The sequence below is a fragment of the Bradyrhizobium sp. TM233 genome (assembly GCF_036247965.1).
GTDB lineage: Bacteria > Pseudomonadota > Alphaproteobacteria > Rhizobiales > Xanthobacteraceae > Bradyrhizobium > Bradyrhizobium ottawaense.
In genome coordinates this window covers 954,866-979,231 of the sequence record NZ_BTIG01000001.1, presented here as the reverse complement: position 1 = coordinate 979,231, position 24,366 = coordinate 954,866, and the positions used below count along the sequence as shown (strand labels likewise).

The window sequence follows — 24,366 nt, the reverse complement described above, 5'->3', positions numbered from 1 at the left end:
TGAGATGGTCCAAGACGTCAGAGATTTGCCGGCCGGCCGCAACGACGGGCTGAACCGCTTTCTCGGCGGCTCGCCGCTGGCGGTCGCGTTTCGCCTGGTCCTGCTCTCGATCCTGGTCGGTGTCGTGCTGGCCGCGATCGGCTTCGATCCCTGGAACATCCTCACCAGCATTCGCCTGTTGTTCCAGCGGCTGTGGGATCTCGGCTTCGACACCATCAACTGGCTGTGGCGCTACTTCCTGCTCGGCGCAGTCATCGTGATCCCGATCTGGCTGCTCTCGCGCGTGTTCGGCACGCCGCGCGGCCGGTGAGATTTTGAGGGTCCGCAGCCGATGCAATTGCGCTTTGTCGGCTGCGGCGATGCTTTCGGCTCCGGCGGCAGGCTCAACACCTGCTTCCACGTCTCGGGGCGCGAGGCCAACTTCCTGATCGACTGCGGCGCGTCGGCTCTGCCGGCGCTGAAGCGGCTCGAGATCGACCGTGACGAGATCGATCTCATTCTGATCACGCATTTCCACGGTGATCATTTTGCCGGGCTGCCGTTCCTCCTGCTCGACGCGCAATTCTCGCGGCGGACGCGGCCGCTCGCGATCGCCGGCCCGCAAGGTATCGAGAGGCGGCTGCGTGAGGTGATGGAGGCGCTGTTCGAGCACTCCTCGAAGACACAGCAGCGCTTCGAGCTAAATGTCGTCGAGCTCTCGCCCGAGCAAAGCCGGACTTTCGGCCCCGTGACGGTCACGCCCTATCCGGTCGTGCACGGCGAATCCGGTGGCCCCTTCCTTGCCTACCGCGTCGAGGCCGAGGGCCGCACGCTCGCCTACAGCGCCGATACCGAATGGACGGAGACGCTCATTCCGCTGGCGCATGGCGCGGACCTTTTCATCGCCGAGGCCTATATGTACGAGAAGGTGGTGAAGAACCATCTCAGCCTGAAGACCTTGGAACAGCATCTGCCGGCGATCGGCGCCAAGCGGCTCGTCCTCACCCATATGAGCGACGACATGCTGTCGCGCCTCGAAGCTCTGCCCCATATGGCGGCCGAGGACGGCATGGTCGTCGTGTTCTGACCATGCACGCGCCCGTCCATCCCAAAGTCGGCACACGTGAACTGTTCGCCATCGCCGGTCCGGCGATGGTCGCGAACCTGACCACGCCGCTGATCGGCATCGTCTCGACCACGGCGATCGGCCGTCTCGACGATGCCGCGCTGCTCGGCGGCGTGGCGATGGCCTCGGTGATCTTCGACTGCCTGTTCTGGCTGTTCGGCTTCCTGCGGATGAGCACGCTCGCCTTCACCGCGCAATCGCTGGGTGCGGGTGACACGCGCGAGCCGACCGCGATCCTGGCGCGCGGCTTCATCGTTGCGGGCCTGATCGGCGCCGCGCTGATCGTGCTGCAACTGCCGCTGGCCGCATTGCTGTTCGACCTCATGGGGGGCAGCGAGGGTGTGACGCAGGCCGCGAAGACTTACTTCAAGGTCCGGATCTGGTCGTCGCCGTTCGCGCTCGCCAATTACGTCATCCTCGGCTGGCTGATCGGCCAGGCCCGCGCCAATTCGGCCTTGATGCTTCAGGTCGTCATCAACCTCGTCAACATGGCGGCGACGATCCTGCTGGTTCTGGTCTACGACACCGGCATCGCCGGTGCCGCGATCGCCGCGCTGTTGTCGGAAGCGGTCGGGTTCGCCCTCGGCTTGATCGTCTGCCGCCATTATGCCGATGGCGGCTTCGCCGTGCCGTACGCGACGCTGCTCGACCGGCAGAAGCTGTTGCGGTTGCTGGCGGTGAACACCGACATCCTGATCCGCACCGCGGCGCTGATCGCCGTGTTCCTGTTCTTCACCGCCAAGGGCGCGCAGGCCGGCGACGTCACGCTGGCCGCCAACTCGGTGCTCAACAATTTCCTGCTGGTCAGCGCTTTCTTCCTCGACGGTCTCGCCAACGCAGCGCAGCAGCTCTGCGGCCGCGCTGTTGGCGCGCGCGATGCAAAGGGCTTTGCGGATTCGACCCGGCTGGTGCTGCTATGGGGCCTCGGCTTCGCGCTGGTGGTGTCGGGACTGTTCGCGCTGTTCGGGCCGCATTTGATCGATTTCATGACGGCGAGTGACGACGTCCGCCGTGCAGCGCGCGAATTCCTGCCGTTCGTCGTGCTCGCGCCGATCCCCGGGGTATTCGCCTTCGGCTTCGACGGCATCTATATCGGCGCGACCTGGGCGCGCGAGATGCGCAATCTGATGTTGGCTTCGCTGCTGATCTTCCTCGCCGCCTGGTGGGCGCTGCAATCGCTGGGCAATGCCGGACTGTGGTGCGCGCTGATGGCCTCCTACCTCTCGCGTGGCGGCTTGCAGGCCGCACGCTACCCGGCGCAGTTCAGGGCGACGTTCTCGAAATCGTAGCTCTCGTGTCCTTGACGCGCTGCAGCGTGAAACGCTGCTGCGCAGAGCCGGGACCCATTCCTCCTCGAACTCGCCGTCACATGGGCCCCGGCTCTGCAGCACGAGAGCGCCTTACATCCCCGGCCAGTCTTCCGCGGTGAGGGTCGCTGCATCCGCGCCGACGATCTCGGACAGGGAATCCCGCCCGGTGCGGAGCAGCGTCGAGGTGAGGTCGCGCTTGATCTCGTCGACGAGGCCGAGGCCCTTGTAGATCAGCGACGAATAGAGCTGGATCAGGCTCGCGCCGGCGCGGATCTTCGTCAGCGCGGCACCGCCCGAATCCACGCCGCCGACGCCGATCAGCGGGAACGCGCCCTCGACGCGCACATAGGTCTCCGCGACCATGCGGGTCGACAGGCGGAACAGCGGCCGGCCGGACAGGCCGCCTTGTTCCTTGGCGCGCATCTCCTCCCGCAGCGTGCTCGGCCGCGCGATCGTCGTGTTCGACACGATCATGCCATCGACCCGGCGCGAGCGTGCCACCTGCACGACGTCGTCGAGCTGGGCGAGGCTCAGATCCGGCGCGATCTTGAGCAGCACCGGCGTGTCGCCGGCCTTCTGGCGCACACGCTCGCGCGCGTCGATCACCCTGGCGAGGAGATCGTCGAGCAGGGCGCCTTCCTGCAAATTGCGCAGGCCCGGCGTGTTCGGCGAGGAGACGTTGACGGTGAAATAGCTCGCGACCGGCGCAAAGGTCTCGATCAGCTTGACGTAATCGGCGACGCGGTCCGGCGAATCCTTGTTGGCGCCGACATTGACGCCGACGATGCCGCCATGCTGCGCGCGCGCGGCCAGCCGGCGCAAGGCGACGTCGGCGCCGTCATTGTTGAACCCCATGCGGTTGATGACGGCCTCGTCGCGCTCCAAACGAAACAGCCGCGGCCGCGGATTGCCGCTTTGCGGCCTCGGCGTCACCGAGCCGATCTCGACGAAGCCGAAGCCCAGCCGCAGCAATGCGTCCGGCACCTCGGCGCTTTTGTCGAAGCCCGCGGCCATGCCGATCGGATTGGGAAAGTTGAGCCCGAAGGCGCGCATCGCGAGCTTGGGATCGTCAGCGCGCGGCTTGACCGGCGGCAGGAAGCGCAGGCCCTGGATCGCGAGGCGATGGGCGTCTTCCGGATCGAGCCAGCGCAGCACCGGCAGCGAAAAGGCGTCGAAAGCGCGGATCACGGCAACAGCTCCGGAGTGTCGTGGCCGCCGTCGGAGCGGATGTTGAGGTTCATCACCGACAGCACCGCGCCGAGGTCGAGCTCGCCGTAGAGATGTGGAAACAGCTCGTCATTGCGCGAGCGCTCCCAGCGCAATTCGCTGCCGAGCGCGTCGCCATCGACCTCCACCAGGAACAGCGCGCGCTGCCCGACATAATGCTTGCGCAAGGTCTCGGGAACCTGCGAGGCGGTCGAGAAATGGATGAAGCCGTCGCGCGCATCGTCCGCGCTGCCGAGATAGACGCCCTGCCGTTCCGCCTCGCGCCAGGCCGAGGCCGGACAGATTTTGTAGATCTTGACCACCGCTTGCGCAGCCCTGTTTGCTCTTTGAGTCAGCTCTTTGAGTTTCTTGGGTTTTTTCGCCGCGTGCGGGTCCCCGAAACCCGGGCGCGACCGTAAAGGCCGCCCCTTCCGAACTCAAGGCTTAGAGCCTATTCCGTTCCGATGAAATCGGAACGGGGCTCTAAATTCCTGTTTTGGCGCGTTTTCTTGCGGCGTTTTCTTGGGGTGAGCCGATATCCACTTCGCTTGAAAGCGCTCGCTCTGCCGCCTCTTGCGCCAAAAACGGAAAACCGGTTGATTTGAGGACAGTTTTCCTGGGTTGCGACGGGCTGGACCTTGCATGGTCAGGCAGGCCAAAGCGCAGAGGATACTGACGCACGACCAGATCTGGGTGGCCCTGGATCGGCTGGCGGCGCGCGCCGGTCTGTCGCCGTCCGGCCTCGCCAAGCGCGCCGGGCTCGATCCCACCACTTTCAACAGGTCCAAGCGCGTCACCTCCGACGGCCGCGAGCGCTGGCCCTCGACCGAATCGATCGCAAAGGCGCTGGCCGCGGCCGACGCCTCGATCGAGAGCTTTGCGCGGCTGATCGACGACGAGGCCGGTGACGGCCGCTCGGTACCGCTGCTCGGCTTCGCGCTGGCCGGCGCGAGCGGCGCTTTCGATGAGGCCGGCTTTCCATCCGGCAAGGGCTGGACCGAAATCGCGCTGCCCACCGAGGACAGCCATACCTTTGCGCTGGAGATTTCCGGCGATGCGCTGCTACCTGCCTATCGCGACGGTGATCTCATCCTGGTCTCACCCGGCGCGCCGATCCGCAAAGGCGATCGCGTGGTGGTGAAGACCAGGGCGGGCGAGGTGATGGTCGCGACGCTGGGGCGTCGCACCGCGAAGGCGCTGGAGCTTCAGCCGCTCGATGCGTCGCAGGCCGGACGCACGATGGCGGCGAGCGATTTGGCGTGGGTGGCGCGCATCATGTGGGCGAGCCAGTGACCTCGCTCTTCGTCAGCGCAAGTTCGGCACCAGCCAGCGAAACAACACCACGGCCGCCAGAGCGCCCAGCGTTTCCGCGACGAGGAAGCCGGGTACGTCGATCGGGCGAATTCCGGAGAACGTATCGGTGAATGCGCGCGCCAGGGCGACGGCGGGATTGGCAAAATCCGTGGCCGTGAACCAGAAGCCGGCTCCAATATAGGCGGCGACCGCGCCCGCAAGAGCGGACGGCCGCATGCGCGAGCAGGTCCACACCATTCCGATCAGGCCGAATGTGACCAGGAATTCGCTCAGCCATTGCGAGGGACCGCTACGAAGATGGGATGACAGCGAGTAGGGCGGCATGTCGAACATCGCGTCAGCGATGGCAACACCAGCGATGGCGCCGACCAGCTGGGCTGGCACGTAGAATACGGCGACGCGCGGTGCGATGTCGCCGCGAAATGCCAGCACCAGCGAGACGAGTGGATTGAAATGGGCGCCCGACAACGGCGCGAGCCAGACGATCAGGCGTAGAGTGCGGCACCTGTCGAGAGCGCATTGGCGAGCAAGGCCAGCGCGACATTGCCTGCCGCAAGCCTCTCGCCGAGAATACCAGAGCCCACGATCGCGATCAGCAGGTAGGCGGTGCCCAGTCCCTCTGCGACCAGCGACCGCGCCAGCGAGGGGCTGTCATTGCGGTCGCCGGCGCGACGCAGCTCGCTCAACGCGCCCACGGAAGTCTCACAGCACTTCGAAGATCTTGTAGGCGACGGCGCCCTCGACGAGATAACCCTTGCCGACACAGACGATGTCATTGACCCAGGCATAGGTCTGCGAGCCGGTTTCGAACATTGGATTGGTGCGGAAGTAATATCCGGCGGGATCGACCTTGGTGCGCCGCGCAGGGTCCGCCATCTCGGCGCGCAAGCCCTGCGGCGTCACCCAGCGGCCGCCATAGGTCATGTAGATCAGTTCGCCGTCATGGGTCCGCAGCGACAGCCGCACATCGAGGGTCATGGTGCCGTCGGCGCGGAATAACGCCCAGTCCCCGCCGCCCCGCATTACCTCGCCGCGCAAGCGGGGGCCTTCGAAGGAGCCCTTGGCCGCCCCGAACAGCACGCGCTGCCCGATCGGCCCGGCGCCGAAATTGATGCGCGGATCGAGGTCGACGACGATGTCGAAGAGAAGCCTGGTCGCGAGGTCGCCGACGGGCTTGATGCGGGGATCGGCCATGGTCTGACGCTCCTGTTTCGTGGATGGTGTTGCGTCGGCGAGCTACGCTGCCTGCGTGGCTTCGCCGAACAGCTTGCGCCTGACCACGTCGGTCGAAACGCCGGATTGGGCGCAGAGCTCGGAGAGATCGAAGACGAAGCGCTTATGCGCGATCTTGTCGTCGCGAAAGGCGAAGGCGATGAACACGGGCAGCTCCGCACGGCGCCCGTTGGGCTCGGCCCCGAAGCGATCCCCCGTCATCGTCATCCGCGCGGTGCCCCAGCAGACCAGCGTGTCAGCGGAATTGGCGTGGCCGTCGAGGGTGACGTGATAGTCCGGGAAGGACTTGAAGAAGCGCGTCAGGATGCGCTGGTTTTCGGCGAGGCCTTGCGCCCTGGTGCCGAAGGCCGGCGTCTCCAGCACCATGTCGGGATGCAGAACCTCCAGCGCCGCTGGGATGTCCTGCCGGCTTTTCGCGATTGCCAGCCTTTCTGCCAGCTCGAACATGCGCTTGCCGTCCATGGTCCGCCTCATAACATTCTACATGTCTAATACATACATCATGTATGTTATATGCGGTTTGATACCAACGCGTCAAGCGTTAGGTTGCGCGCGATGCGGGCGAAGGATCCTCCGAGAAGTCGTCGGGAAGAGTACAGCGAGGCCACCAGGCAGGCGCTGCTCGATGCTGGACGCGAGGCGTTTGCCGCCAATGGATTTCAGGCGGCGGGCATGGAGGCGATCTCGCGGGCGGCGCGGGTCACGCGCGGCGCGTTCTACCATCACTTCGAGGACAAGAAGGCGCTGTTTGACGCCGTCGTAGTCGCCATGCAGCGCGACGCGGCGGCCAGAATCGAGGCCGCGGCTCGCAACGAGCGCAAGATCTGGGATCGTCTCAGCGCCGGCATCGACGCCTATCTCGACGCCTGCGAAGAGCCGGACTACGCGCGCATCGTCATCCAGGAAGCGCAAGCCGTGCTCGGCGAGCCGCGCTATCGCGAGATCGAGGAGACCTATCCGACCGCGCTCCTGATCGCGACCCTGCGGGCCTTGAAGCGCGATGGCGAGTTGCACGCGGACGATGTCGATCTGCTCAGCCGGATGATCGACGCCATGATCTGCAAGATCGGATTGCTGCTGCCTCACGCCGACGATTCCAGGAAGCTGCGCAGAAACGGACAGAAGATCGTCGCCGCCGTGCTGGAGACCTTTCGCCAGAAGGTCTGAATCCGCTCCCGGCCCGCGATCGCCTGCATCGCCATTGCGACTCACCGCCGCTCTCGCATAGGTTGTGGCCGAGATTGCCAATCCAATTCATCTCAGGGGGAATATGATGAATCGCCGTCACGCATTGAAGGCTCTGGCGGGTCTTGCGCTTTGTCCGCTCTGCAAGCCGGCCTTCGCCGCCGAAGGCGCGCATTGGAGCTATGAGGGCGTCGGCGGCCCGGCCAAATGGGGCGATCTCGATGCGGCCAACAAGGCCTGCGCGGTCGGCCTGCAGCAATCGCCGATCGACATCGAGGGGACGATCAAGTCGCAATTGCCGGTTCTGAAGCTGAACTGGGGCAAGAGCGCCGACACCATCGTCAACAACGGACACACCATCCAGCTCAACTTCGCCGAAGGCAGCACGTTGATGCTCGGCGACGTCAAGTACAAGCTGCTCCAGGTGCACTTCCACCGGCCGAGCGAGCACATGATCGGCGGCAAGAATTTTCCGATGGAGGCGCATTTCGTCCATCGCAACGAAGCCGGCGGCCTCGCCGTGGTCGGCGTGCTGATGGCCGAGGGCAGGCCGAACCCGGCCTTCGGCAAGATCGTCAAGACCATGCCGGCGGCGGAAGGCCCCGCGGTGAAAGCGGATGCGGGCATCGACCCTCACGCCATGCTGCCACCGAGGCTCAGCTACTTCCGCTATCCCGGCTCGCTGACGACGCCGCCCTGTTCGGAAGTGGTCGAATGGCTGCTGCTGACCACCCCGATTCAGGTGTCGGCCGCCGACGTCGCCGCGTTCGCAAAGCTCTATCCGATGAACGCGCGCCCGGTGCAGAAGGATAACAGGCGCTACGTATTGCGCTCGGCCTGAGCGAACGCTCCAATGAACGCTGTCGTCCCGGCGAACGCCGGGACCCATACCGCGTGATCTCTCGGAGAGTGGCGGTCTTCGTACCAACGCTGGCGCAACTACGAATCTTCGCCCAACTTCTCCCTGTGGTTATGGGTCCCCGCTTTCGCGGGGACGACGATGGAGAAAGTCGTGGCCTCACGCGCTCCGCGCCAGCGCACCGTCGATCATGTTGACTGCGTTCTGCACGCCGTACACCGCGACGAAGGAGCCGAAGCGCGGGCCCTTCTCCTGGCCGAGCAGTACTTGATAGAGCATGTTGAACCAGTCCAGCGTGACGCCGGGACGGCCGTCCTTGCCCTTCTTGACCTGATCGAGGAAGGGCTCGCGGCGGCCGATCTCGTAGACCACGTTCTGGATGTCCTCGGCAGATGCGTCCTGTGCAAGCTGTGACAGCGCATCGCGCAGATCCTGCAGTGCGCTGCGCTCGGTGTCCGTCGGCACCCGGAACTGCTTCGTCGGCGCGACGAAGTCGCGGTAGTAATTGATGGCGTAGCCGACCATCGCATCGAGCTTCGGATGCGTCTGGGGCGAGACGCCCGGACGATAACGGCCAATGAAGCCCCACAGCGTCTCCGCATTCTCCGCGTTCGACGACGACACCAGCGTCAGCAGGAGCTGGAAGGTGACGGGCATGTCGCCCTGCGGCGGCTTGCCATTGTGGATGTGCCAGACCGGATTGCCGAGCTGCTGCTTGTCATCCTGCCGGGCAAAGCCGTCGATGAACTGCTGATAGTCGTCGACGTTGCGCGGGATGACGTCGAAATACAGCCGCTTGGCCGCCTTGGGCTCGCGATACATGAACAGCGACAGCGATTCCGGTGAGGCGTAGCGCAGCCATTCGTCGATAGTGAGGCCGTTGCCCTTCGACTTCGAGATCTTCTGGCCCTGCTCGTCGAGGAAGAGCTCGTAGTTGAAGCCTTCGGGCGGCGTGCCGCCGAGCGCCTTGGCGATTGCACCGGAGAGCTTCACCGAATCGATCAAATCCTTGCCAGCCATCTCGTAGTCGACGCCGAGCGCGACCCAGCGCATCGCCCAGTCGGCCTTCCACTGGCACTTGACGTTGCCGCCAGTCACCGGCGTCTCGACCTCCTGGTTGGTGTCGGGGTCGACATAGGTCACCGTGCCGGCGGCGACGTCGCGGCGGATCATCGGCACCTGCAGCACGACACCGGTGGTCTTGCTGATCGGCAGGAACGGCGAGTAGGTCGCGCGGCGATCGGGACCGAGCGTCGGCAGGATGATCGCCATCACCTTGTCGTAGGCCGCTAACATCTTGAGCAGCGTCGCGTCGAAGCGGCCCGAGGTGTAGTAATCGGTCGAGCTTGCGAATTCGTAGTCGAAGCCGAAATGATCCAGAAACGCGCGCAGGCGTGCGTTGTTGTGCGCACCGAACGAAGGGTACTCGTTGGAGAACGGATCCGGCACCCGCGTCAGTGGCTTGCCGAGATGCGCGGCCAGCATCTCCTTGTTGGGGACGTTGTCGGGCACCTTCCGAAATCCGTCCATGTCGTCGGAGAACGCCAGCAGGCGCGTCTTGACCTTGTTCTCGGTCAGCACGTGGAAGGCATGGCGCACCATCGAGGTGCGCGCGACCTCGCCGAACGTGCCGATATGCGGCAGGCCTGACGGTCCGTAGCCGGTCTCGAACAGCACCTCGTCCTTCGGGCTCTTCTTCAGCCGCGCGACGATGGCCTTGGCCTGCTCGAACGGCCAGGCGTTGGATTGTTCGGCGAGCGCACGAAGATCGCTCGGGCTCATGTTGGGATCGATAACGGACATTCAGAAGGGCCTCCGGGCCGCGGAAAATAGCGATTTCCCGGCAGAATGCAATTTTGTGGGGCGGTGTTGCCGCCTTCGTCGTCATTGCGAGCGGAGCGAAGCAATCCAGAATCTTTCCACGGAAACAGTCTGGATTGCTTCGTCGCAAGGGCTTCTCGCAATGACGGCGGAGGGAGCAGCGACCAGGTCAGAACGGGCTCACCGAGAAATACCGCAGCCACAGATCGGTGTAGCGGCCTTTTTCCCAGACGCGGAACAGGGCCCAGTTCAGGGCCTGGCGCAGCACGTCGTTGCCCTTGCGCACGGCGATGCCGATGCCTTCGCCGAAGAAACGGCTCTCGACGAAGGGACCGCCGGAGAAGGCGCAGCAATCGCCGGAATCGGTGCCGTTGATCCAGAACGCCAGCGAGATGGCGTCGCCGAAGATGAAATCGACCTCGCCCTTGCGCAACGCGGCGCGCATCGCGTCGTCGTTGGGATAGGGGTGCAACTCGGCGTCGGTGAACATCGCCTTGAGGTAGGCCTCGTGCGCGGAGCCGGCGATGACGCCGACCTTCTTGCCCTCGAGATATTCCGGGCGGATCTCCGGCATCACCGCGTCCTTGCGCGAGGCGAAGCGCGCCGGCACGCGGTAATAGGGATCGGTGAAGTCGACCCGGGCGCGCAGCTGCGGGCTCACCGCCATCGAGGCGATGATGGCATCGCCGCGGTTGGAGGAGAGCGCGTCGACCAGCGTCTCGAAGCGGCGCATCTGCACGGTGCAGGTGACCTTGATCTCCTCGCACAGGCTGCGTGCGAGATCGACGTTGAAGCCGGCCGGGTTGCCGTCGGCGCCGGTGAAGTTGAACGGCGGATAGTCGGTCTCGGTCAGGAAGCGGATCACGGTCAGGCGCGACAGGTCCGGCCGCTCCGGTCGCCGCCGCGGGTCCCAGAAGCCGGGCACGGCCTGCGGGGCGGCCTGCACCGCCCGAGGCGCGGCTTGTGGCGTCCCCTGTTGTGTTCCTTGGGGCGCCGCTGGAGGCTGCTGGGCCGGGGCCTGCGCCTCGGCGCCGGGAAGGCCTGCGAGCAGGCAGGCGCCGACGGCTAGCCCCGCCAGCAAGATACGGGCAGATTTGGACGATTTCGCCTGTTGCGATGGAGCCATCGGCCGGAAATGAACGAATTTCATTGGGATCGGAGGGCGTTATAGACCATCCCGGCGGGAACGCGAGTGCGGAATGCGGCCAAGGTGAAGGTCTGCTCCCTCCCCCGCAAGCGGGCGAGGTGCATCGCGCACGAGGCGCGATTGATCCGCCGAACTAGAGATACTTCTTCAAATCCGCCGCCGCCTCGTCCGGCGTCCGCTTCAGGTTGAACGGCGACACGAAGCGGCCGTCGCGATCCATCAGATAGATCAGCGCGGTGTGGTCCATGGTGTAGTCGCCGTCCTTGGTTGGGACCTTCTTGGCGTAGACCCGGTAGGAGGTGATGACCTTGGCCGTCTCGGCGGGATCGCCGGACAGACCTTCGAGATGCGGATCGAAACTCGACAGATACTCCTTCATGGTCGCCGGCGTATCGCGCTCGGGATCGACCGAGATGAAGACGGCATTGACCTTGTCGGCATCCTTGCCCAGCGCGCGCAGCACTTCCGAGATCTCGAACAGCGAGGTCGGGCAGACGTCGGGGCAATGGGTGTAGCCGAAGAAGATCAGGGTCGGCTTGCCCTTCAGGCTCTTGTCGGTGATGGCCTTGCCGTTCTGGTCGGTCAGCTGGAACGGGCCGCCGATCGCGGCCGGCTGCGCCATCTTGCTGACCCCGCCCATGGCCCAGAACATGATCAGGAGGCCGATAACGAGGCTTGCGGCGAAGGCGGTCGCGATCACCAGCGGACGGGCGGCGGAACTCATGAGCGGAAAACTTCCTGTCGTGGATCAGAAGCAGGCGGCGAAACCGGTCCTGATCATCTCGAAGAACATCTGCGTGCCGTAGTGGAACCACAGGGCCAGCGCGCCGAGCACCAGCAATCCGCCGATCCCCGCGCCCGCCAACAGGAGCACGAACGGCGTTCGGCCGGCAGTGGGCGAATTGTCCTGTAACGGATGCGAGGGGTGCAGTGGTTGAGCCATGACAACGATCGGGGGCGAAGGCCCCGGTTCCCAGCCCTCAGATAAGCTTTAGCCCGCCTGCGGGCAAGGCGCCGCCGGCGGGCCGGAACGATCTCGTCAGGCTGGAAGCGTCAGTGCAGGAGCTGGCCGCGGGCGGATTCGATCTGGTCCGTTTGCGGGAGGGGCCTGCGCGACGGCTTGTTGGCCGAGGCTTGCGCGTCCAGGTAGCAGGGCTTGTACATGGCCTGGAGCTGCTTGCCCTTCAGGAAGAGCATGTGCGGGGTGAGGCCGCCCCGCTGGCTGATCCAGCGCTTCACCTGCGAGGGATACATCGCATAGAGCATCTGGGTCGCCTCAGCATTGGTGACGGCGCGGCCATTGCTGCCGAAATCCCAGGCGGCGTGGAAGCCGAGCGTCGCGCTCGAGGTCACGCAGATGCGGTCATGCGGGATGGCGCCGAGGACGATGGTGCAGGCGGAGGCGCAGAGGCCGTCGATGATGACGGTGTCACCCGACTGCCGCAGGTCCTGGTATTTGTCGACGTAGGTTCCAATCCGGCCACCGCGGTCATCCGCGATCCGAACCACCGCGTGAGAAGCCCCCATGCCAGCAATCAGGAGAACCGCCGCAAGCAACCCCGTCAGAAACTTCATTGTCCCCCGCCCCAGTCGAATTCGAATCTGCGTGTTCGGTGGTGATGCGCGACTAGCGTCTGTCGTAACCAAGGTTTTGTCTAGGCAGGCCCGCTCGCTCAAAACAAATTCAAATCCAGTGTTGCGTCCGCGCTGCACCCGATGGGTCTCTATCCCAAAGTGGAACAAGTTAATGATGTCTTATGCGTCACACCCTTGATCTCAGTTACAACCGCTGGCTTCAATCCGGGCGACTACAGGGGGGAACCTGTGGAGGGGGAAACATGGAGGGGGAAACACATGGCTGAAGAGACTGACGTCATCGTTGTCGGCGCGGGACTATCGGGACTGGTTGCCGCAACCGAGATCGCGGATGCGGGCAAGCGCGTGATTGTGGTCGACCAGGAAGGCGAGCAGTCGCTTGGCGGCCAGGCGTTCTGGTCGTTCGGCGGATTGTTCCTGGTCGATTCGCCGGAGCAGCGCCGGCTCGGCATCAAGGATTCCTTCGACTTGGCCATGCAGGACTGGATCGGTGCCGCCGGCTTCGACCGCGACGACGACTTCTGGCCGCGGCAATGGGCCGAGGCCTATGTGGCGTTCGCGGCCGGCGAGAAGCGCGCCTGGCTGCGGGCGATGGGCCATCGCTTCTTCCCCGTGGTCGGCTGGGCCGAACGCGGCGGCTACGACGCGATGGGCCATGGCAATTCGGTGCCGCGCTTTCACGTCACCTGGGGCACCGGCCCCGGCATCGTCGAGCCGTTCGAGCGCCGCGCGCGCGAGGCGATGAAAAGCGGTCGGCTGAGCTTCAGGTTCCGCCACCGCGTCGACGCGCTCTCGATCACCAACGGCACGGTGGATGGCGTCAGCGGCGCCGTGCTCGCACCTGACAACGTCGAGCGCGGCAAGAGCTCCTCGCGTAACGTCGTCGGCGAGTTTGCGCTGAAGGCGCAGGCCGTGATCGTGGCGTCCGGCGGCATCGGCGGCAATCACGAGCTGGTGCGGCAGAACTGGCCGAAGCGGCTCGGTGATCCCCCGAAATTCATGATCTCCGGCGTGCCCGAACATGTCGACGGCCGCATGATCGGCATCACCGAGACATCAGGCGCGCGGCTGATCAATCGCGACCGCATGTGGCATTATGTCGAGGGCATCCAGAACTGGAATCCCATCTGGCCGCGCCACGGCATCCGCATCCTGCCCGGCCCCTCCTCGATGTGGTTCGACGCAACCGGCACACGATTGCCGGCGCCGCTATTCCCGGGCTCCGACACGCTCGGCCAGCTCAAATACATCATGTCGACCGGCTATGATTATTCCTGGTTCATCCTGACCCAGAGCATCATCAAGAAGGAGTTTGCGCTGTCGGGCTCGGAGCAGAACCCCGACCTGACTGGCAAGAGCTGGCGCATGACCTTGCGCCGCGCCACCAACAAGGGCGCGCCGGCGCCGGTGGAGGCCTTCAAAAGCCATGGTGTCGACTTCATCGTACGCGACAAGATCGAGGACCTTGTTGCGGAGATGAACAAGCTTGCCGGCAGCGACCTCCTCAAGCTCGAGCACATCAGGATGCAGATCGAGGCGCGCGACCGCGAGATCGCCAATCCCTACGTCAAGGACGCGCAGGTGATGAACATTCACAATGCGCGCCGCTATATTGGCGACAGGTTGATCCGCACTGCCTCCCCACACAGGATCCTGGATCCCGCGCAGGGGCCCCTGATTGCGGTCAAGCTCAACATCCTCACCCGCAAGACGCTGGGCGGGTTCGAGACCGATCTCGACTCGCGTGTGTTCGGCGCCGAGGGCAGCGTCATTCCCGGCCTCTATGCAGTCGGCGAAGCCGCCGGCTTCGGCGGCGGCGGTGTGCATGGCTATCGCTCGCTGGAAGGCACCTTCCTCGGCGGCTGTCTGTTCTCGGGCCGCAATGCGGGCCGGGCCGCGGCGAAAGCGGTGGGCTAGATCGTGCGGCTGTGGATGCGCATCGGGGCGGTGGTCGCGGCATTGGCCGCCGCTTCGGCTGCATCCGCCGAGACGATCGACGTCAACGGCGCAAAGCGCTCCTACGCCGCGCAATTGCCGGCCAGGAAGCAAGCGCCGCTCGTGATCGTGCTGCATGGCAAGACCCAGCGCGGCGCCGACATGATCACGCGGACGGCCTGGCCGCAGGTCGCAAAGCGCGAGGGTCTGGCCGTGGTCTTTCCGGACGGGCTCAACAATGCATGGGCGGATGCGCGAACGAAGGCGGGGCCTGCCCTGCGTGGACCGCCGGCGGGCACCGACGACGTCGCCTTCCTCGCAAAGCTCGTCGAGAAGCTGGTGGCCGACGGCACGGCCGATGCAAAGCGCGTCTTCGTCGCGGGCGTCTCCAACGGCGGTGCCATGGCGATGACCATGGCCTGCGCCCGCGCCGATCTGTTTGCGGCCGGTGCGAGCGTGATCATGAATCTCACCGACGAGGCCGCCGTCACCTGCCATCCGTCACGGCCGCTGCCGATGCTGCTCATGAACGGCACGGCTGACCAGCTGGTCCCCTACGCCGGTGGACGCGGGTCGAGCTATTTTGCGGCGGACGGGTTCTGGTCGACCGAGGAGACGCTGGCCTTCTGGCGCAAGCTCAATGGCTGTGAGACCGACGATGCCAGCGTGACCGACATGCCCGACAAGGCGCCTGCAGACCAATCGACAGTGACCCGGATCTCGTCGCGCTGCCCCAGGGGACACGACGTCGTGCTCTATCGCATCAACCATGGCGGCCATCGCATGCCCGGATTTTCTCCGGATGCCCGCTTCCCAAGGGTCGCAGCCGGCTTGCTCGGGCCGCAGAACGGCGACATCGATGGCGCCGAGACGATCTGGGCTTTTTTCAGTCAGCTTCCTTAAATGCCGCATGCCCGGCGGTGACGGCATGCGTGGCCGGCAACGCATGCGTGCCTGGCAACGCATGCGTGCCCGGGGTGGCACGGCGCGAGGTGCTGGGCTAGACAGGGCCGCCATTCCAGCAGGAGATCCGTAAATGAGCATTCAGCGTTTCGAAGCCGGCCCGCGCATGAGCCAGGTCGTCGTGCACGGCAACACCGTCTATCTCGCCGGTGTCGTCGCCAACAAGGCCGCGGGCGAAAGCGTGACGAAGCAGACCCAGGACATCCTGGCGACCATCGACGGCCATCTCGCCAAGGCCGGCACCGACAAGTCGAAGCTGCTCTCGGCTACGATCTACATCACCGACATGAAGACCTTCGGCGAGATGAACGCGGTGTGGGACGCCTGGGTGTCGGCCGGCAATACCCCCGCCCGCGCCACCGTCGAAGCCAAGCTGGCGGCGCCGCAATACACCGTCGAGATCATGGTCACGGCCGCGAAGTAATCTTCACGACCAATTCGCATGCGAATGGAGCGCGATGACAGCATCATCGCGCTCCATTCTTTTCGCGCAACGATGACCTGCGAGGTAATCGATCGGCGCGCACAATCCTTCGATAGTCAGGGACAGCCGACCACGGCGTCATCGAAGGAGAGCACCATGACCGACCCCATCACCGTCGCCCGCCGCTACATCGAGCTCTGGAACGAGCGCGCGGCCGGCCGACGTCGCGAGCTGCTCAGCGAAAGCTGGACGTCGGATGCGAGCTATGTCGATCCCTTGATGAAGGGCGAGGGCCGCGACGGCATCGAGGCGCTGATCGCTGGCGTGCAGCAGCGCTTTCCCGATTTCAAGTTCAGCCTGATCGGCGAACCCAACGGCTACGGCGACCACATCCGCTTTTCGTGGGGACTTGGTCCCGATGGCACTGACAGCCCGATCAAGGGCACTGATTTTGCCGTGCTGAAGGACGGCCGCATCCGAAGCGTGACCGGATTTCTCGATCAGGTGCCGGCCGGGGCGTGAGACCGCTGGCCCTCCTCGTACAGGGGAGGGCAGCACCCCTCGACGAAGCCATCCTCGCGGCTTACCTGTCATGGTGTGACGCGCCGTATCCCCAAAATTCAGGCCGAGACGCCTGCGCTGCTGCCCGACCGCTTCAACGCGTGGTTCGCGGCCCGCGGCTGGTCGCCGCGCGCGCATCAATTGGCGCTGCTGGAGAAGGCGCGCGAGGACCGCTCGGCCCTGCTGATCGCACCGACCGGCGCCGGCAAGACGCTGGCGGGATTTTTGCCGACGCTGGTGGAGCTGTCTTCTCCCTCCCCCCTTGTGGGGGAGGGGCGGGGAGAGGGGTGGCCACACGCACCGCTCGTGGGGCTACCCCCCTCCCGTCAGCCTGCGGCTGCCGACCTCCCCCACAAGGGGGGAGGTAACAAGAAAAGCCTCGTCTCCACCGGCCGTAGCCTGCAACGCACCGGCGGCCTGCACACGCTCTACATCTCGCCGCTCAAGGCGCTCGCCGTCGACATCGCGCGCAACCTCGAGCGACCGATCGCGGAGATGGCGCTGCCGATCAAGGTCGAGACCCGCACCGGCGACACGCCGGTGTCGCGGCGGCAGCGGCAGCGGCGCTATCCGCCGGATGTGTTGCTGACGACGCCCGAGCAGCTCGCGCTGCTGCTGTCCTCGGATGACGCGCCATTCCTGTTCTCCTCCCTGAAGCGCATCGTGCTCGACGAGCTGCACGCGCTGGTGACGTCCAAGCGCGGCGATCTGCTCTCGCTGGGGCTGGCGCGGCTGTGGCGGCTGGCGCCGCAGATGCGCGCGATCGGCCTGTCGGCAACCGTCGCCGAGCCGGACCAGCTCGCGCGCGTCCTGGTGCCGCAGCCCGACGGCAAGGAAGCTGCCGCCGACGTCGTCATCGCCGGCGGCGCGGCGCCACCTCTGGTCGAGATGCTGGACACGCGCGAGCGGCTGCCCTGGGCCGGCCACAGCGCGCGCCACGCGCTCCCTGAAATCTACGAGCTGATCAAGGCGAACAGGACCACGCTGGTCTTCGTCAACACCCGTAGCCAGGCCGAGATGCTGTTCCAGAATCTCTGGAGCATGAACGACGACGGCCTCGCCATCGCGCTGCATCACGGCTCGCTCGATGTTGCCCAGCGCCGCAAGGTCGAGGACGCCATGTCGGCGGGACGCTTGCGCGGCGTGGTCTGCACCTCCTCGCTCGATCTCGGCGTCGACTGGGGCGATGTCGATCTCGTCATCAATATCGGCGCGCCCAAGGGGTCCTCGCGCCTGATGCAGCGGATCGGCCGCGCCAACCACCGCCTCGACGAGGCCTCGCGTGCCGTGCTGGTGCCGGCCAATCGTTTCGAAGTGCTGGAGTGCCGTGTCGCCATTGATGCCATTGCCGAGAACGCGCAGGACACGCCACCCCTGCGCACCGGTGCGCTCGACGTGCTGGCCCAGCACGTGCTCGGCTGCGCCTGCGGCGAGCCGTTCCTCAGCGATGATCTGTATGGCGAGGTCTGCACCGCCGCGCCTTACGCCGACTTGTCGCGGACGGATTTCGATGACGTCGTCGATTTCGTCGCCTCCGGCGGCTACGCGCTGAAGACCTATGAACGCTTCGCCCGCATCAAGCAGGACAAGCAGGGCCGCTGGCGTGTTGCCAATCCCAAGGTGCGGCAGAGCTACCGGATGAATGTCGGCACCATCGTCGAGGACGACATGCTGAAGGTGCGCCTGGTGCGTTCGCGCCGTGGCGGAGCGGGGTCGACCGGCGTGATCGCGCGCGGGGGTCGGTTGCTCGGCGAGATCGAAGAAGCCTTCATCGAGGGCTTGAGCCCCGGTGACACCTTCGTGTTCTCAGGCGAGGTGGTGCGCTATGAAACCCTGGTCGAGGACCAGGTCTATGTCTCCCGCGCCAACGACAAGGACCCGAAAGTGCCGTCCTATATGGGCGGCAAATTCCCGCTCTCGACCTATCTCGCCGAGCGCGTGCGCCGGTTGCTCGATGACGGCCGCGCCTGGGGCGGCTTGCCGGAGCAGGTGCGCGACTGGCTGTCGCTGCAGAAGGATGTCTCGCGCGTGCCGGCGGTGCGCGAACTCCTGGTCGAAAGCTTTCCGCGCGCCAACAAGCACTACATCGTCTGCTATCCCTTCGAGGGCCGCCTCGCGCATCAGACCCTCGGCATGCTGCTGACGCGCCGGCTGGAGCGCGCCCGCGCACGGCCGCTCGGCTTCGTCGCCAACGAATATGCGGTGGCGATCTGGGCGCTCGGCGATCTCTCCTCCATGATCCGCGACGGCCGGATCGATCTCAACGCGCTGTTCGACCCTGATATGCTCGGCGACGATCTGGAGGCCTGGCTCGCCGAGTCCGCCCTGATGAAACGCACCTTCCGCAATTGCGCGATCATCTCCGGCCTGATCACACGCCGGCACACCGGCGAGGAGAAGAGCCGCCGTCAGGTGCTGTTCTCGACCGATCTCGTCTACGACGTTTTGCGCAAGCATCAGGCCGATCACGTCCTCTTGCGCGCCGCGCGCGCCGATGCCGCCACCGGCCTGCTCGATTTGCGCCGCTTGGGCGACATGCTTGCCCGCATCCAAGGCCGCATCACGCACCGGGAACTCGACCGCGTCTCTCCACTGGCGGTGCCGGTGATGCTGGAAATCGGCCGCGAGTCAGTCTATGGCGAAGCTGCAGACGAGCTTTTGGCGGAAGCCGCCTTTGAGCTCGTCAAAGAGGCGATGGGATAGCAGCAGGTTTTACGTGACGATTGGCGCGCAGGTTTCAGGAGACGTCGACGACATGCGCGTGTCCACAGTCACCATCAGCGATGTGACGTTCGCTGCCGATCTCTCCGGCGCGCTGTTCTGGGAAGAGCAGCGCCTGCTCGTCGTCTCCGACCTGCATCTGGAAAAAGGCTCCAGCTTCGCCGCCCGCGGCGTGCTGCTGCCGCCCTATGATACGCTGGCAACGCTGAGCCGTCTCGCTGCTGTCATCTCCCGCCATGATCCCGGCGTGGTCATCGCACTCGGCGACAGCTTTCACGACCGCACCGCGCATGAGCGGTTGTCGCCGGATGATCGCGAAGCGGTCGCGGCGCTCCAGACCGGCCGCGACTGGATCTGGATCTCCGGCAATCACGATCCGATGCTGCCGCGCGATCTCGGCGGCACCGTCGCCGACGAGGTCGCGATCGGCCCGATCACCTTCCGTCATGAGCCCACCGGGGCGCGCGGCGAGATCGCCGGCCATCTCCATCCCAAGGCGCGCGTCTCCGCGCGTGGCCGCTTCATGGAGCGCCGCTGCTTCGCCTCCGACGGGATGCGTGCGGTGATGCCGGCGTTCGGCGCCTATGCCGGCGGCCTCAGCATCCGCGACGCCGCCTTCGCAAAGATCTTTCCGGCCAACGGTTTTGTCGCCCATCTGCTCGGCGACCGCCGCGTCCACGCCATTGCAGCCTCGCGCTGCTCCTGAGACCAAAAATTGGGACAGCACTACGTTCGGTAGTTTTCCGGAATCGCCCAAGCCCGTTGTCGGCTCTAACGTTAGGCTTGCCGGGGCTGGAATTTCTGATCCCGAACAAGATTGTAACCGGCAAGGGGCCGCTGCGAGGCGGCCCCTTTCATTTCCGGCGGTCAAAACTTTCGAGGACCGCTGCCGGGTTCGGAACAAATTAAGAACACTTTAGCAAGTCTTTGATATATCATTGTGATTCGGCGCATTGCCGACACAATATCTAGCGTCTGTCAGACTTTGCGAGGACTACATGTCCACCATCGCCTTCGATCAATTTGCCCTCACCCGGATCGCCGATTTCGCGCGCTCGCTGTCGCGGCTGCATCAGGCGGCCCGGCGCCAGAGGATCGATGACGACCAGTTCGACCGCGAGTTCAACGCGGTGTGCCAGTCGATCTGGGGTTACACCATCGACGACGTCAGCGACGAGCTGTTCTCGACCGAGGATCATCTGTTCCTGGACACGCTCGACGAAGCCCAGGCGCGCATCTTCGCGGCTGAGCAGGGCTACGACCTCGTCGGCGATCAGGGCATGCTGACGGACTGGTGGGGCTTCTGCTGGATGATCCTGGCCGAGAAGCGCGGCCTCTTGACCCCGGACAACCGCGCCGCCGCGCGCGCGGCGATCGAGGAGAAATACCTGGCGGCGCCGAACGTGATCGGGGTGATTATCGGGAGGTGATCGCCGTGCCCCGGACAAAGCGCAGCGCGCCAAGCGATGCGCCGCAGAGCCGGGGCCCATCTCGCGGCATTCTGGGTCCCGGCTCTGCGTCGCGTCGCCATAGCGCGTCGAAGACGCGCGTAAACGCGCTTTAGGTGCCGCGCCGTTTGGGACACGAGATCAATCCAGCCCCGCCCGCTTCGCCGGCTTCTGTGCCGTCGTCTTCGGCACCGTCACATCGGGCAGCGTTCCACGCACGATCTCCGCAGCGGGCGCATCTGCCGACACCGTCTCTGCCCGCACCGGGGCCACCTTCATCTCGCCGAGGCGGGCACGGACCTGGGCGGTGAGGCCGGGATAGGAGGCAACCGGGGTGAAGTCCGCAGCCTGGTCGTTGCCGACGCGGATGCCGGTATAGGCGACGAGGCCGTCAGTGGTGGCAATCACGTCGCCGGCTTTCAGCGAGGAGTCCAGCGCGAGATCGACCGGGGCAAGGCCGACCGGCTCGCGGCCGTTGCAGGTGCAGTCGGCGCGCAGCGCCTTGCGATAGGCGAACGCGTTCTCGCTGTCGGCGTAGCGCTCGCCGGTCTGCGACGCCGCACCGTCGATCGAGGAGCCGAAATAGACCTTCGTCGCGCTGGCGGGACAGAACGCCTGACACATCTGCGCCGGCGAGGTGAGGCCGCGCATCAGCGGAAAATATTTGCCGTCGCAGCTGCGCACGCAGAAGGCCGGGCCGGAGCCTCCGGCCGCCGCCGAGCGGGTCGGCGGCACATATTGCGGGGTTGCGGCATTTTGCTGCCCGGTGAAGGGATCGGCGTAGGAGCTCGCCTGCTGCGGCACCTCGCGCTGCGGCCGCTGCTGCTGCATGCCGCCGAAGAAGAAATCGAACAGGCCTTCGGCCGAAACCGGGGCCGGAGCCGCAAGCAGCGGTGCTCCAAGGGTGGCGGCCACAAGCATCGCGCGACGCCGCCGGCGCGCATGGGACAGGACTGGACGCAAACGCTTACTCCACCCGACGCTACCGAACCGGCTGGGACCCCAAGGGGGTCTCAGCACGTGATTCACCATAAAGCGGGATGGTAAATGAGGGTTGAACGAGCGCGGATTCCGCGGACTGTCGCGCCCCGGACGCAGCGCCGCGCGCCGCCCTTCGCGGCGTGATGCGCTGCAGAGCCGGGGCCTATGCTCGCGACATTCTGGGTCCCGGCTCTGCGCCGCGTCCGGGACACGAGAGTCGTTACGCCTTCAAGAATTCCGAGGCCTTGTACAGCGAGCGGAACGGCAGACCGGCCGCACCGAACGTGTCGGTGGCGCCTTCCTCGCGGTCGACCATGGTCAGCACCAGCACCACCTCGGCGCCGGTCTCGCGCACCGATTCCACCGCCTTCATCGCCGAGCCGCCTGTCGTGGTGACGTCCTCAACGATCACGACGCGCTTGCCTGCCAGCGTCTCGCCTCTGGGCAGCCCTTCGATTGCGAGCTTGGCGCCGTGCTCCTTCGGCTTCTTGCGCACGAAGAACGCCGCGATCGGATGGCCCTTGATCCAGGAGATCTGCGCCAGCGCGCCGGCGAGCGGCACCGCGCCCATCTCGAGGCCGCCGATGAAATCGAGATTGTCGTCCTTCAGCGCCTCATAGGTCAGCTCGGCGAGCAGGGTCGCCCCCTCCGGGTCGAGCATGGTCGGCTTGAGGTTGAAGTAGAAATCGCTCTTGCGGCCCGACGCGAGCGTCACCTCGCCGCGGCCGAAGGAGCGCCGGCGGATGATTTCGAACAGGCGGGCGCGGGAGGCAGATTTCGACACGGCGGTCCCTCGAACAGCGTTTTTGGAAGTGGCGGAATTTATCCGCGACCGCCGCGACATTCCAGAGGGGGCGTCCCTCGTCAACAGGGATCGGCCATCCCGGACCGCCGGTTGTGGGGGCGCGACCTTCTGGAGTAGGTGGATGCCAACCTGTTGGGGAAGGAAACAAGGCATGACCATCGAGCTGCACACCTGGAACACGCCGAACGGACGCAAGATCTCGGTCGCGCTGGAGGAAATGGGGCTGCCCTACAAGGTGATCCCGGTGAACATCACCAAGGGCGAGCAGATGGCACCGGGGTTCCTCAAGCTCTCCCCGAACAACAAGATTCCCGCGATCGTCGACCCCGAGGGCCCGGACGGCAAGCCCGTCAGCATCTTCGAATCAGGCGCGATCCTGCTCTATCTCGGTGAAAAGACCGGCAAATTCCTGCCGAAATCGCTTGGCCAGCGTATCCCCGTCTACGAATGGCTGATGTGGCAGATGGGCGGCTTCGGCCCGATGCCGGGCCAGGTGCACCATTTCATCGCGCTCGAGAACGAGCACGACCGCGCCTACGGCCTGAAGCGCTACATGACGGAGACGCGCCGGCTCTACGGCGTGCTCGACCGCCGCCTGGCTGACCGCGACTTCGTCGCCGGCGACCTCTCGATTGCCGATTTTGCCATCCTGGGCTGGGCCTGGCGTCACCCTCGCCACAAGGTTGAGCTGGCCGACTTCCCCAACGTCAAGCGCTGGTACGAGGCCCTGATGGCCCGTCCGGCGGTGAAGCGGGGCATGGAGGCGAAGCTGGATTAGTTTGGCAGCGAACTCCCACGCCTCGTGCCCCGGACGCGACGCAGCGCGTAGCGGTGCGGCGCAGAGCCGGGGCCCATGGCTCCGCGATCTCGTTCCTGGCTTTCTGGGTCCCGGCTCTGCGCAGCAGCGCAAGAGCGCTGCAGCGCGTCCGGGACACGAGCGCGCCGTTTGACGTCGGCTACACCTTCTTCGCTTCGACCGCCATCCGCACCGCGAGCCCAGCCAGCACCGTGCCCATCAGCCAGCGCTGCACCAGCATCCAGCTCGGCCGGCTCGTCAGGAACAGCGCGATCGATCCCGCCGCGAGCGCGATCATCGCATTGACACTGACACTGATCGCGATCTGGATTGCGCCGAGCACCACCGACTGCGTCAGCACGCTGCCGGCGGTGGGATCGATGAATTGCGGCAGCAGCGCCAGATACAGCATCGCGATCTTCGGGTTGAGCAGGTTGGTGATAAACCCCATCGCGAACAATTTGCGCGGACTGTCGATGGCGAGCTGTTTCACCTGGAATGGCGAACGTCCGCCCGGCTTCACCGCCTGCCAGGCGAGCCAGAGCAGATAGCCGGCACCCGCAAAGCGCAGCGCGTCATAGGCAAAGGGAATGGCGAGCAAGAGCGCCGTGATGCCGAACGCCGCGCACAGCATATAGAACACGAAGCCGAGCGCCACGCCGCCGAGCGAGACGATGCCCGCCGCCGGCCCCTGCGTGATCGAGCGCGAGATCAGATAGATCATGTTCGGCCCCGGCGTGAGCACGAGGCCAAGGCAGACGAGGGCGAAGCCGAGCAGGGCGGAGGTATGGGGCATGGGTGAACCGGTGCGGGAGATGGCACGGTTCTAATATGCGAGGCCTTCTCGGGCCATCGCGCAATTGCTCGGAGGACAATTGAGCTCGCGTGTCCCGGACGCGGCGCAGCGTGAAACGGTGCGCCGCAGAGCCGGGACCCAGTTGGCGCGACGTGGGCCC

General features: G+C 65.5%; 26 protein-coding genes and 1 pseudogene. 14 read left to right on the top strand and 13 right to left on the bottom strand.

Annotation, left to right across the window (positions count from 1 at the left end):
* Positions 1–4 precede the first annotated feature (4 nt).
* The 3 genes from AABA86_RS04680 to AABA86_RS04670 are packed head-to-tail and all read left to right on the top strand — an operon-like array spanning position 5 to position 2,394.
* On the top strand, positions 5–310 hold the full coding sequence (locus tag AABA86_RS04680; RefSeq protein ID WP_018320831.1) for a DUF6460 domain-containing protein: 306 nt from the start codon (positions 5–7) through the stop codon (positions 308–310).
* Between the two features lie 21 nt (positions 311–331).
* Complete coding sequence (locus AABA86_RS04675; protein WP_338305905.1) at positions 332–1,066, top strand: MBL fold metallo-hydrolase; 735 nt, start codon at positions 332–334, stop codon at positions 1,064–1,066.
* Positions 1,067–1,068: 2 nt separating this feature from the next.
* A complete protein-coding gene (locus AABA86_RS04670) occupies positions 1,069–2,394 on the top strand; it encodes an MATE family efflux transporter (RefSeq protein WP_338305903.1) in 1,326 nt (441 codons plus the stop codon).
* 111 nt (positions 2,395–2,505) lie between these two features.
* Here the strand turns inward: AABA86_RS04670 and AABA86_RS04665 are convergent, their stop codons facing one another.
* Together AABA86_RS04665 and AABA86_RS04660 are read right to left on the bottom strand one after the other, a co-directional pair.
* The gene (locus tag AABA86_RS04665) at positions 2,506–3,603 is read right to left on the bottom strand and encodes a quinone-dependent dihydroorotate dehydrogenase (protein WP_018320828.1); all 1,098 of its coding nucleotides are present in this window, start codon (positions 3,601–3,603) and stop codon (positions 2,506–2,508) included.
* Positions 3,600–3,944, bottom strand: coding sequence for a DUF952 domain-containing protein (locus AABA86_RS04660; RefSeq protein WP_338305902.1), 345 nt, complete (start codon positions 3,942–3,944; stop codon positions 3,600–3,602). The genes AABA86_RS04665 and AABA86_RS04660 overlap by 4 nt, the downstream gene beginning before the upstream one ends.
* 319 nt (positions 3,945–4,263) lie before the next feature.
* On the opposite strand from AABA86_RS04660, the gene AABA86_RS04655 reads away from it, so the two are divergent.
* Positions 4,264–4,914 carry a S24 family peptidase gene (locus tag AABA86_RS04655; RefSeq protein ID WP_212244057.1) on the top strand — a complete coding sequence of 217 codons (651 nt, stop codon included), beginning with the start codon at positions 4,264–4,266 and terminating at the stop codon, positions 4,912–4,914.
* Positions 4,915–4,926: 12 nt separating this feature from the next.
* Here AABA86_RS04655 and AABA86_RS04650 read toward each other — a convergent pair.
* From AABA86_RS04650 to AABA86_RS04640, 3 genes and pseudogenes are all read right to left on the bottom strand, one after another.
* Positions 4,927–5,576: pseudogene (locus AABA86_RS04650) on the bottom strand (aquaporin).
* Between the two features lie 61 nt (positions 5,577–5,637).
* Positions 5,638–6,129 (bottom strand): DUF3237 domain-containing protein, encoded by a 492-nt coding sequence (locus AABA86_RS04645; protein WP_212244058.1) that lies wholly within the window; start codon positions 6,127–6,129, stop codon positions 5,638–5,640.
* Between the two features lie 42 nt (positions 6,130–6,171).
* Positions 6,172–6,630, bottom strand: a complete 459-nt coding sequence (locus AABA86_RS04640) for an ester cyclase (protein ID WP_338305901.1) — start codon at positions 6,628–6,630, stop codon at positions 6,172–6,174.
* 93 nt (positions 6,631–6,723) lie between these two features.
* Between AABA86_RS04640 and AABA86_RS04635 the strand changes: the two genes are divergently transcribed.
* A complete protein-coding gene (locus AABA86_RS04635; RefSeq protein WP_212244060.1) occupies positions 6,724–7,335 on the top strand; it encodes a TetR/AcrR family transcriptional regulator in 612 nt (203 codons plus the stop codon).
* Positions 7,336–7,441: 106 nt separating this feature from the next.
* A complete protein-coding gene (locus AABA86_RS04630) occupies positions 7,442–8,194 on the top strand; it encodes a carbonic anhydrase (protein WP_038973208.1) in 753 nt (250 codons plus the stop codon).
* A 177-nt stretch (positions 8,195–8,371) separates the two neighbouring features.
* Here AABA86_RS04630 and AABA86_RS04625 read toward each other — a convergent pair whose 3' ends face one another.
* The 5 genes from AABA86_RS04625 to AABA86_RS04605 form a co-directional block, all read right to left on the bottom strand.
* The gene (locus AABA86_RS04625; protein WP_338305898.1) at positions 8,372–10,015 is read right to left on the bottom strand and encodes a lysine--tRNA ligase; all 1,644 of its coding nucleotides are present in this window, start codon (positions 10,013–10,015) and stop codon (positions 8,372–8,374) included.
* A 187-nt stretch (positions 10,016–10,202) separates the two neighbouring features.
* Positions 10,203–11,159: a transporter substrate-binding domain-containing protein gene (locus tag AABA86_RS04620; protein WP_338306149.1), complete on the bottom strand. Its 957-nt coding sequence runs from the start codon at positions 11,157–11,159 to the stop codon at positions 10,203–10,205.
* 154 nt (positions 11,160–11,313) lie between these two features.
* Positions 11,314–11,904 carry an SCO family protein gene (locus AABA86_RS04615; RefSeq protein WP_338305897.1) on the bottom strand — a complete coding sequence of 197 codons (591 nt, stop codon included), beginning with the start codon at positions 11,902–11,904 and terminating at the stop codon, positions 11,314–11,316.
* Between the two features lie 24 nt (positions 11,905–11,928).
* The gene (locus AABA86_RS04610; RefSeq protein WP_028140870.1) at positions 11,929–12,123 is read right to left on the bottom strand and encodes a hypothetical protein; all 195 of its coding nucleotides are present in this window, start codon (positions 12,121–12,123) and stop codon (positions 11,929–11,931) included.
* A 110-nt stretch (positions 12,124–12,233) separates the two neighbouring features.
* Positions 12,234–12,755 carry a hypothetical protein gene (locus AABA86_RS04605; RefSeq protein WP_338305896.1) on the bottom strand — a complete coding sequence of 174 codons (522 nt, stop codon included), beginning with the start codon at positions 12,753–12,755 and terminating at the stop codon, positions 12,234–12,236.
* A 279-nt stretch (positions 12,756–13,034) separates the two neighbouring features.
* Between AABA86_RS04605 and AABA86_RS04600 the strand changes: the two genes are divergently transcribed.
* The 7 genes from AABA86_RS04600 (at position 13,035) to AABA86_RS04570 (ending at position 20,810) form a co-directional block, all read left to right on the top strand.
* Positions 13,035–14,693 carry an FAD-binding dehydrogenase gene (locus tag AABA86_RS04600; RefSeq protein WP_212244066.1) on the top strand — a complete coding sequence of 553 codons (1,659 nt, stop codon included), beginning with the start codon at positions 13,035–13,037 and terminating at the stop codon, positions 14,691–14,693.
* 3 nt (positions 14,694–14,696) lie between these two features.
* Positions 14,697–15,614, top strand: a complete 918-nt coding sequence (locus tag AABA86_RS04595; protein WP_212244068.1) for an alpha/beta hydrolase family esterase — start codon at positions 14,697–14,699, stop codon at positions 15,612–15,614.
* A 133-nt stretch (positions 15,615–15,747) separates the two neighbouring features.
* On the top strand, positions 15,748–16,098 hold the full coding sequence (locus tag AABA86_RS04590; protein ID WP_212244071.1) for a RidA family protein: 351 nt from the start codon (positions 15,748–15,750) through the stop codon (positions 16,096–16,098).
* Between the two features lie 156 nt (positions 16,099–16,254).
* Positions 16,255–16,620 (top strand): nuclear transport factor 2 family protein, encoded by a 366-nt coding sequence (locus tag AABA86_RS04585; RefSeq protein ID WP_212244073.1) that lies wholly within the window; start codon positions 16,255–16,257, stop codon positions 16,618–16,620.
* Positions 16,621–16,695: 75 nt separating this feature from the next.
* A complete protein-coding gene (locus AABA86_RS04580; RefSeq protein WP_338305892.1) occupies positions 16,696–19,362 on the top strand; it encodes a ligase-associated DNA damage response DEXH box helicase in 2,667 nt (888 codons plus the stop codon).
* Between the two features lie 52 nt (positions 19,363–19,414).
* Positions 19,415–20,086 (top strand): ligase-associated DNA damage response endonuclease PdeM, encoded by a 672-nt coding sequence (gene pdeM, locus AABA86_RS04575; RefSeq protein ID WP_338305890.1) that lies wholly within the window; start codon positions 19,415–19,417, stop codon positions 20,084–20,086.
* 292 nt (positions 20,087–20,378) lie between these two features.
* A complete protein-coding gene (locus tag AABA86_RS04570) occupies positions 20,379–20,810 on the top strand; it encodes a hypothetical protein (protein ID WP_338305888.1) in 432 nt (143 codons plus the stop codon).
* Between the two features lie 159 nt (positions 20,811–20,969).
* Here the strand turns inward: AABA86_RS04570 and AABA86_RS04565 are convergent, their stop codons facing one another.
* Together AABA86_RS04565 and pyrE are read right to left on the bottom strand one after the other, a co-directional pair.
* Positions 20,970–21,749 carry a DUF2865 domain-containing protein gene (locus tag AABA86_RS04565; RefSeq protein WP_212244079.1) on the bottom strand — a complete coding sequence of 260 codons (780 nt, stop codon included), beginning with the start codon at positions 21,747–21,749 and terminating at the stop codon, positions 20,970–20,972.
* Between the two features lie 280 nt (positions 21,750–22,029).
* A complete protein-coding gene (gene pyrE / locus AABA86_RS04560; RefSeq protein ID WP_212030191.1) occupies positions 22,030–22,593 on the bottom strand; it encodes an orotate phosphoribosyltransferase in 564 nt (187 codons plus the stop codon).
* A 172-nt stretch (positions 22,594–22,765) separates the two neighbouring features.
* Between pyrE and AABA86_RS04555 the strand changes: the two genes are divergently transcribed.
* Complete coding sequence (locus tag AABA86_RS04555) at positions 22,766–23,392, top strand: glutathione S-transferase family protein (RefSeq protein WP_212244081.1); 627 nt, start codon at positions 22,766–22,768, stop codon at positions 23,390–23,392.
* A gap of 178 nt (positions 23,393–23,570) precedes the next feature.
* On the opposite strand, the gene AABA86_RS04550 is transcribed toward AABA86_RS04555, so the two are convergent.
* Entirely contained in the window at positions 23,571–24,206 is a 636-nt protein-coding gene (locus AABA86_RS04550; protein ID WP_338305887.1) for a LysE family translocator, read from the bottom strand.
* Positions 24,207–24,366 lie beyond the last annotated feature (160 nt).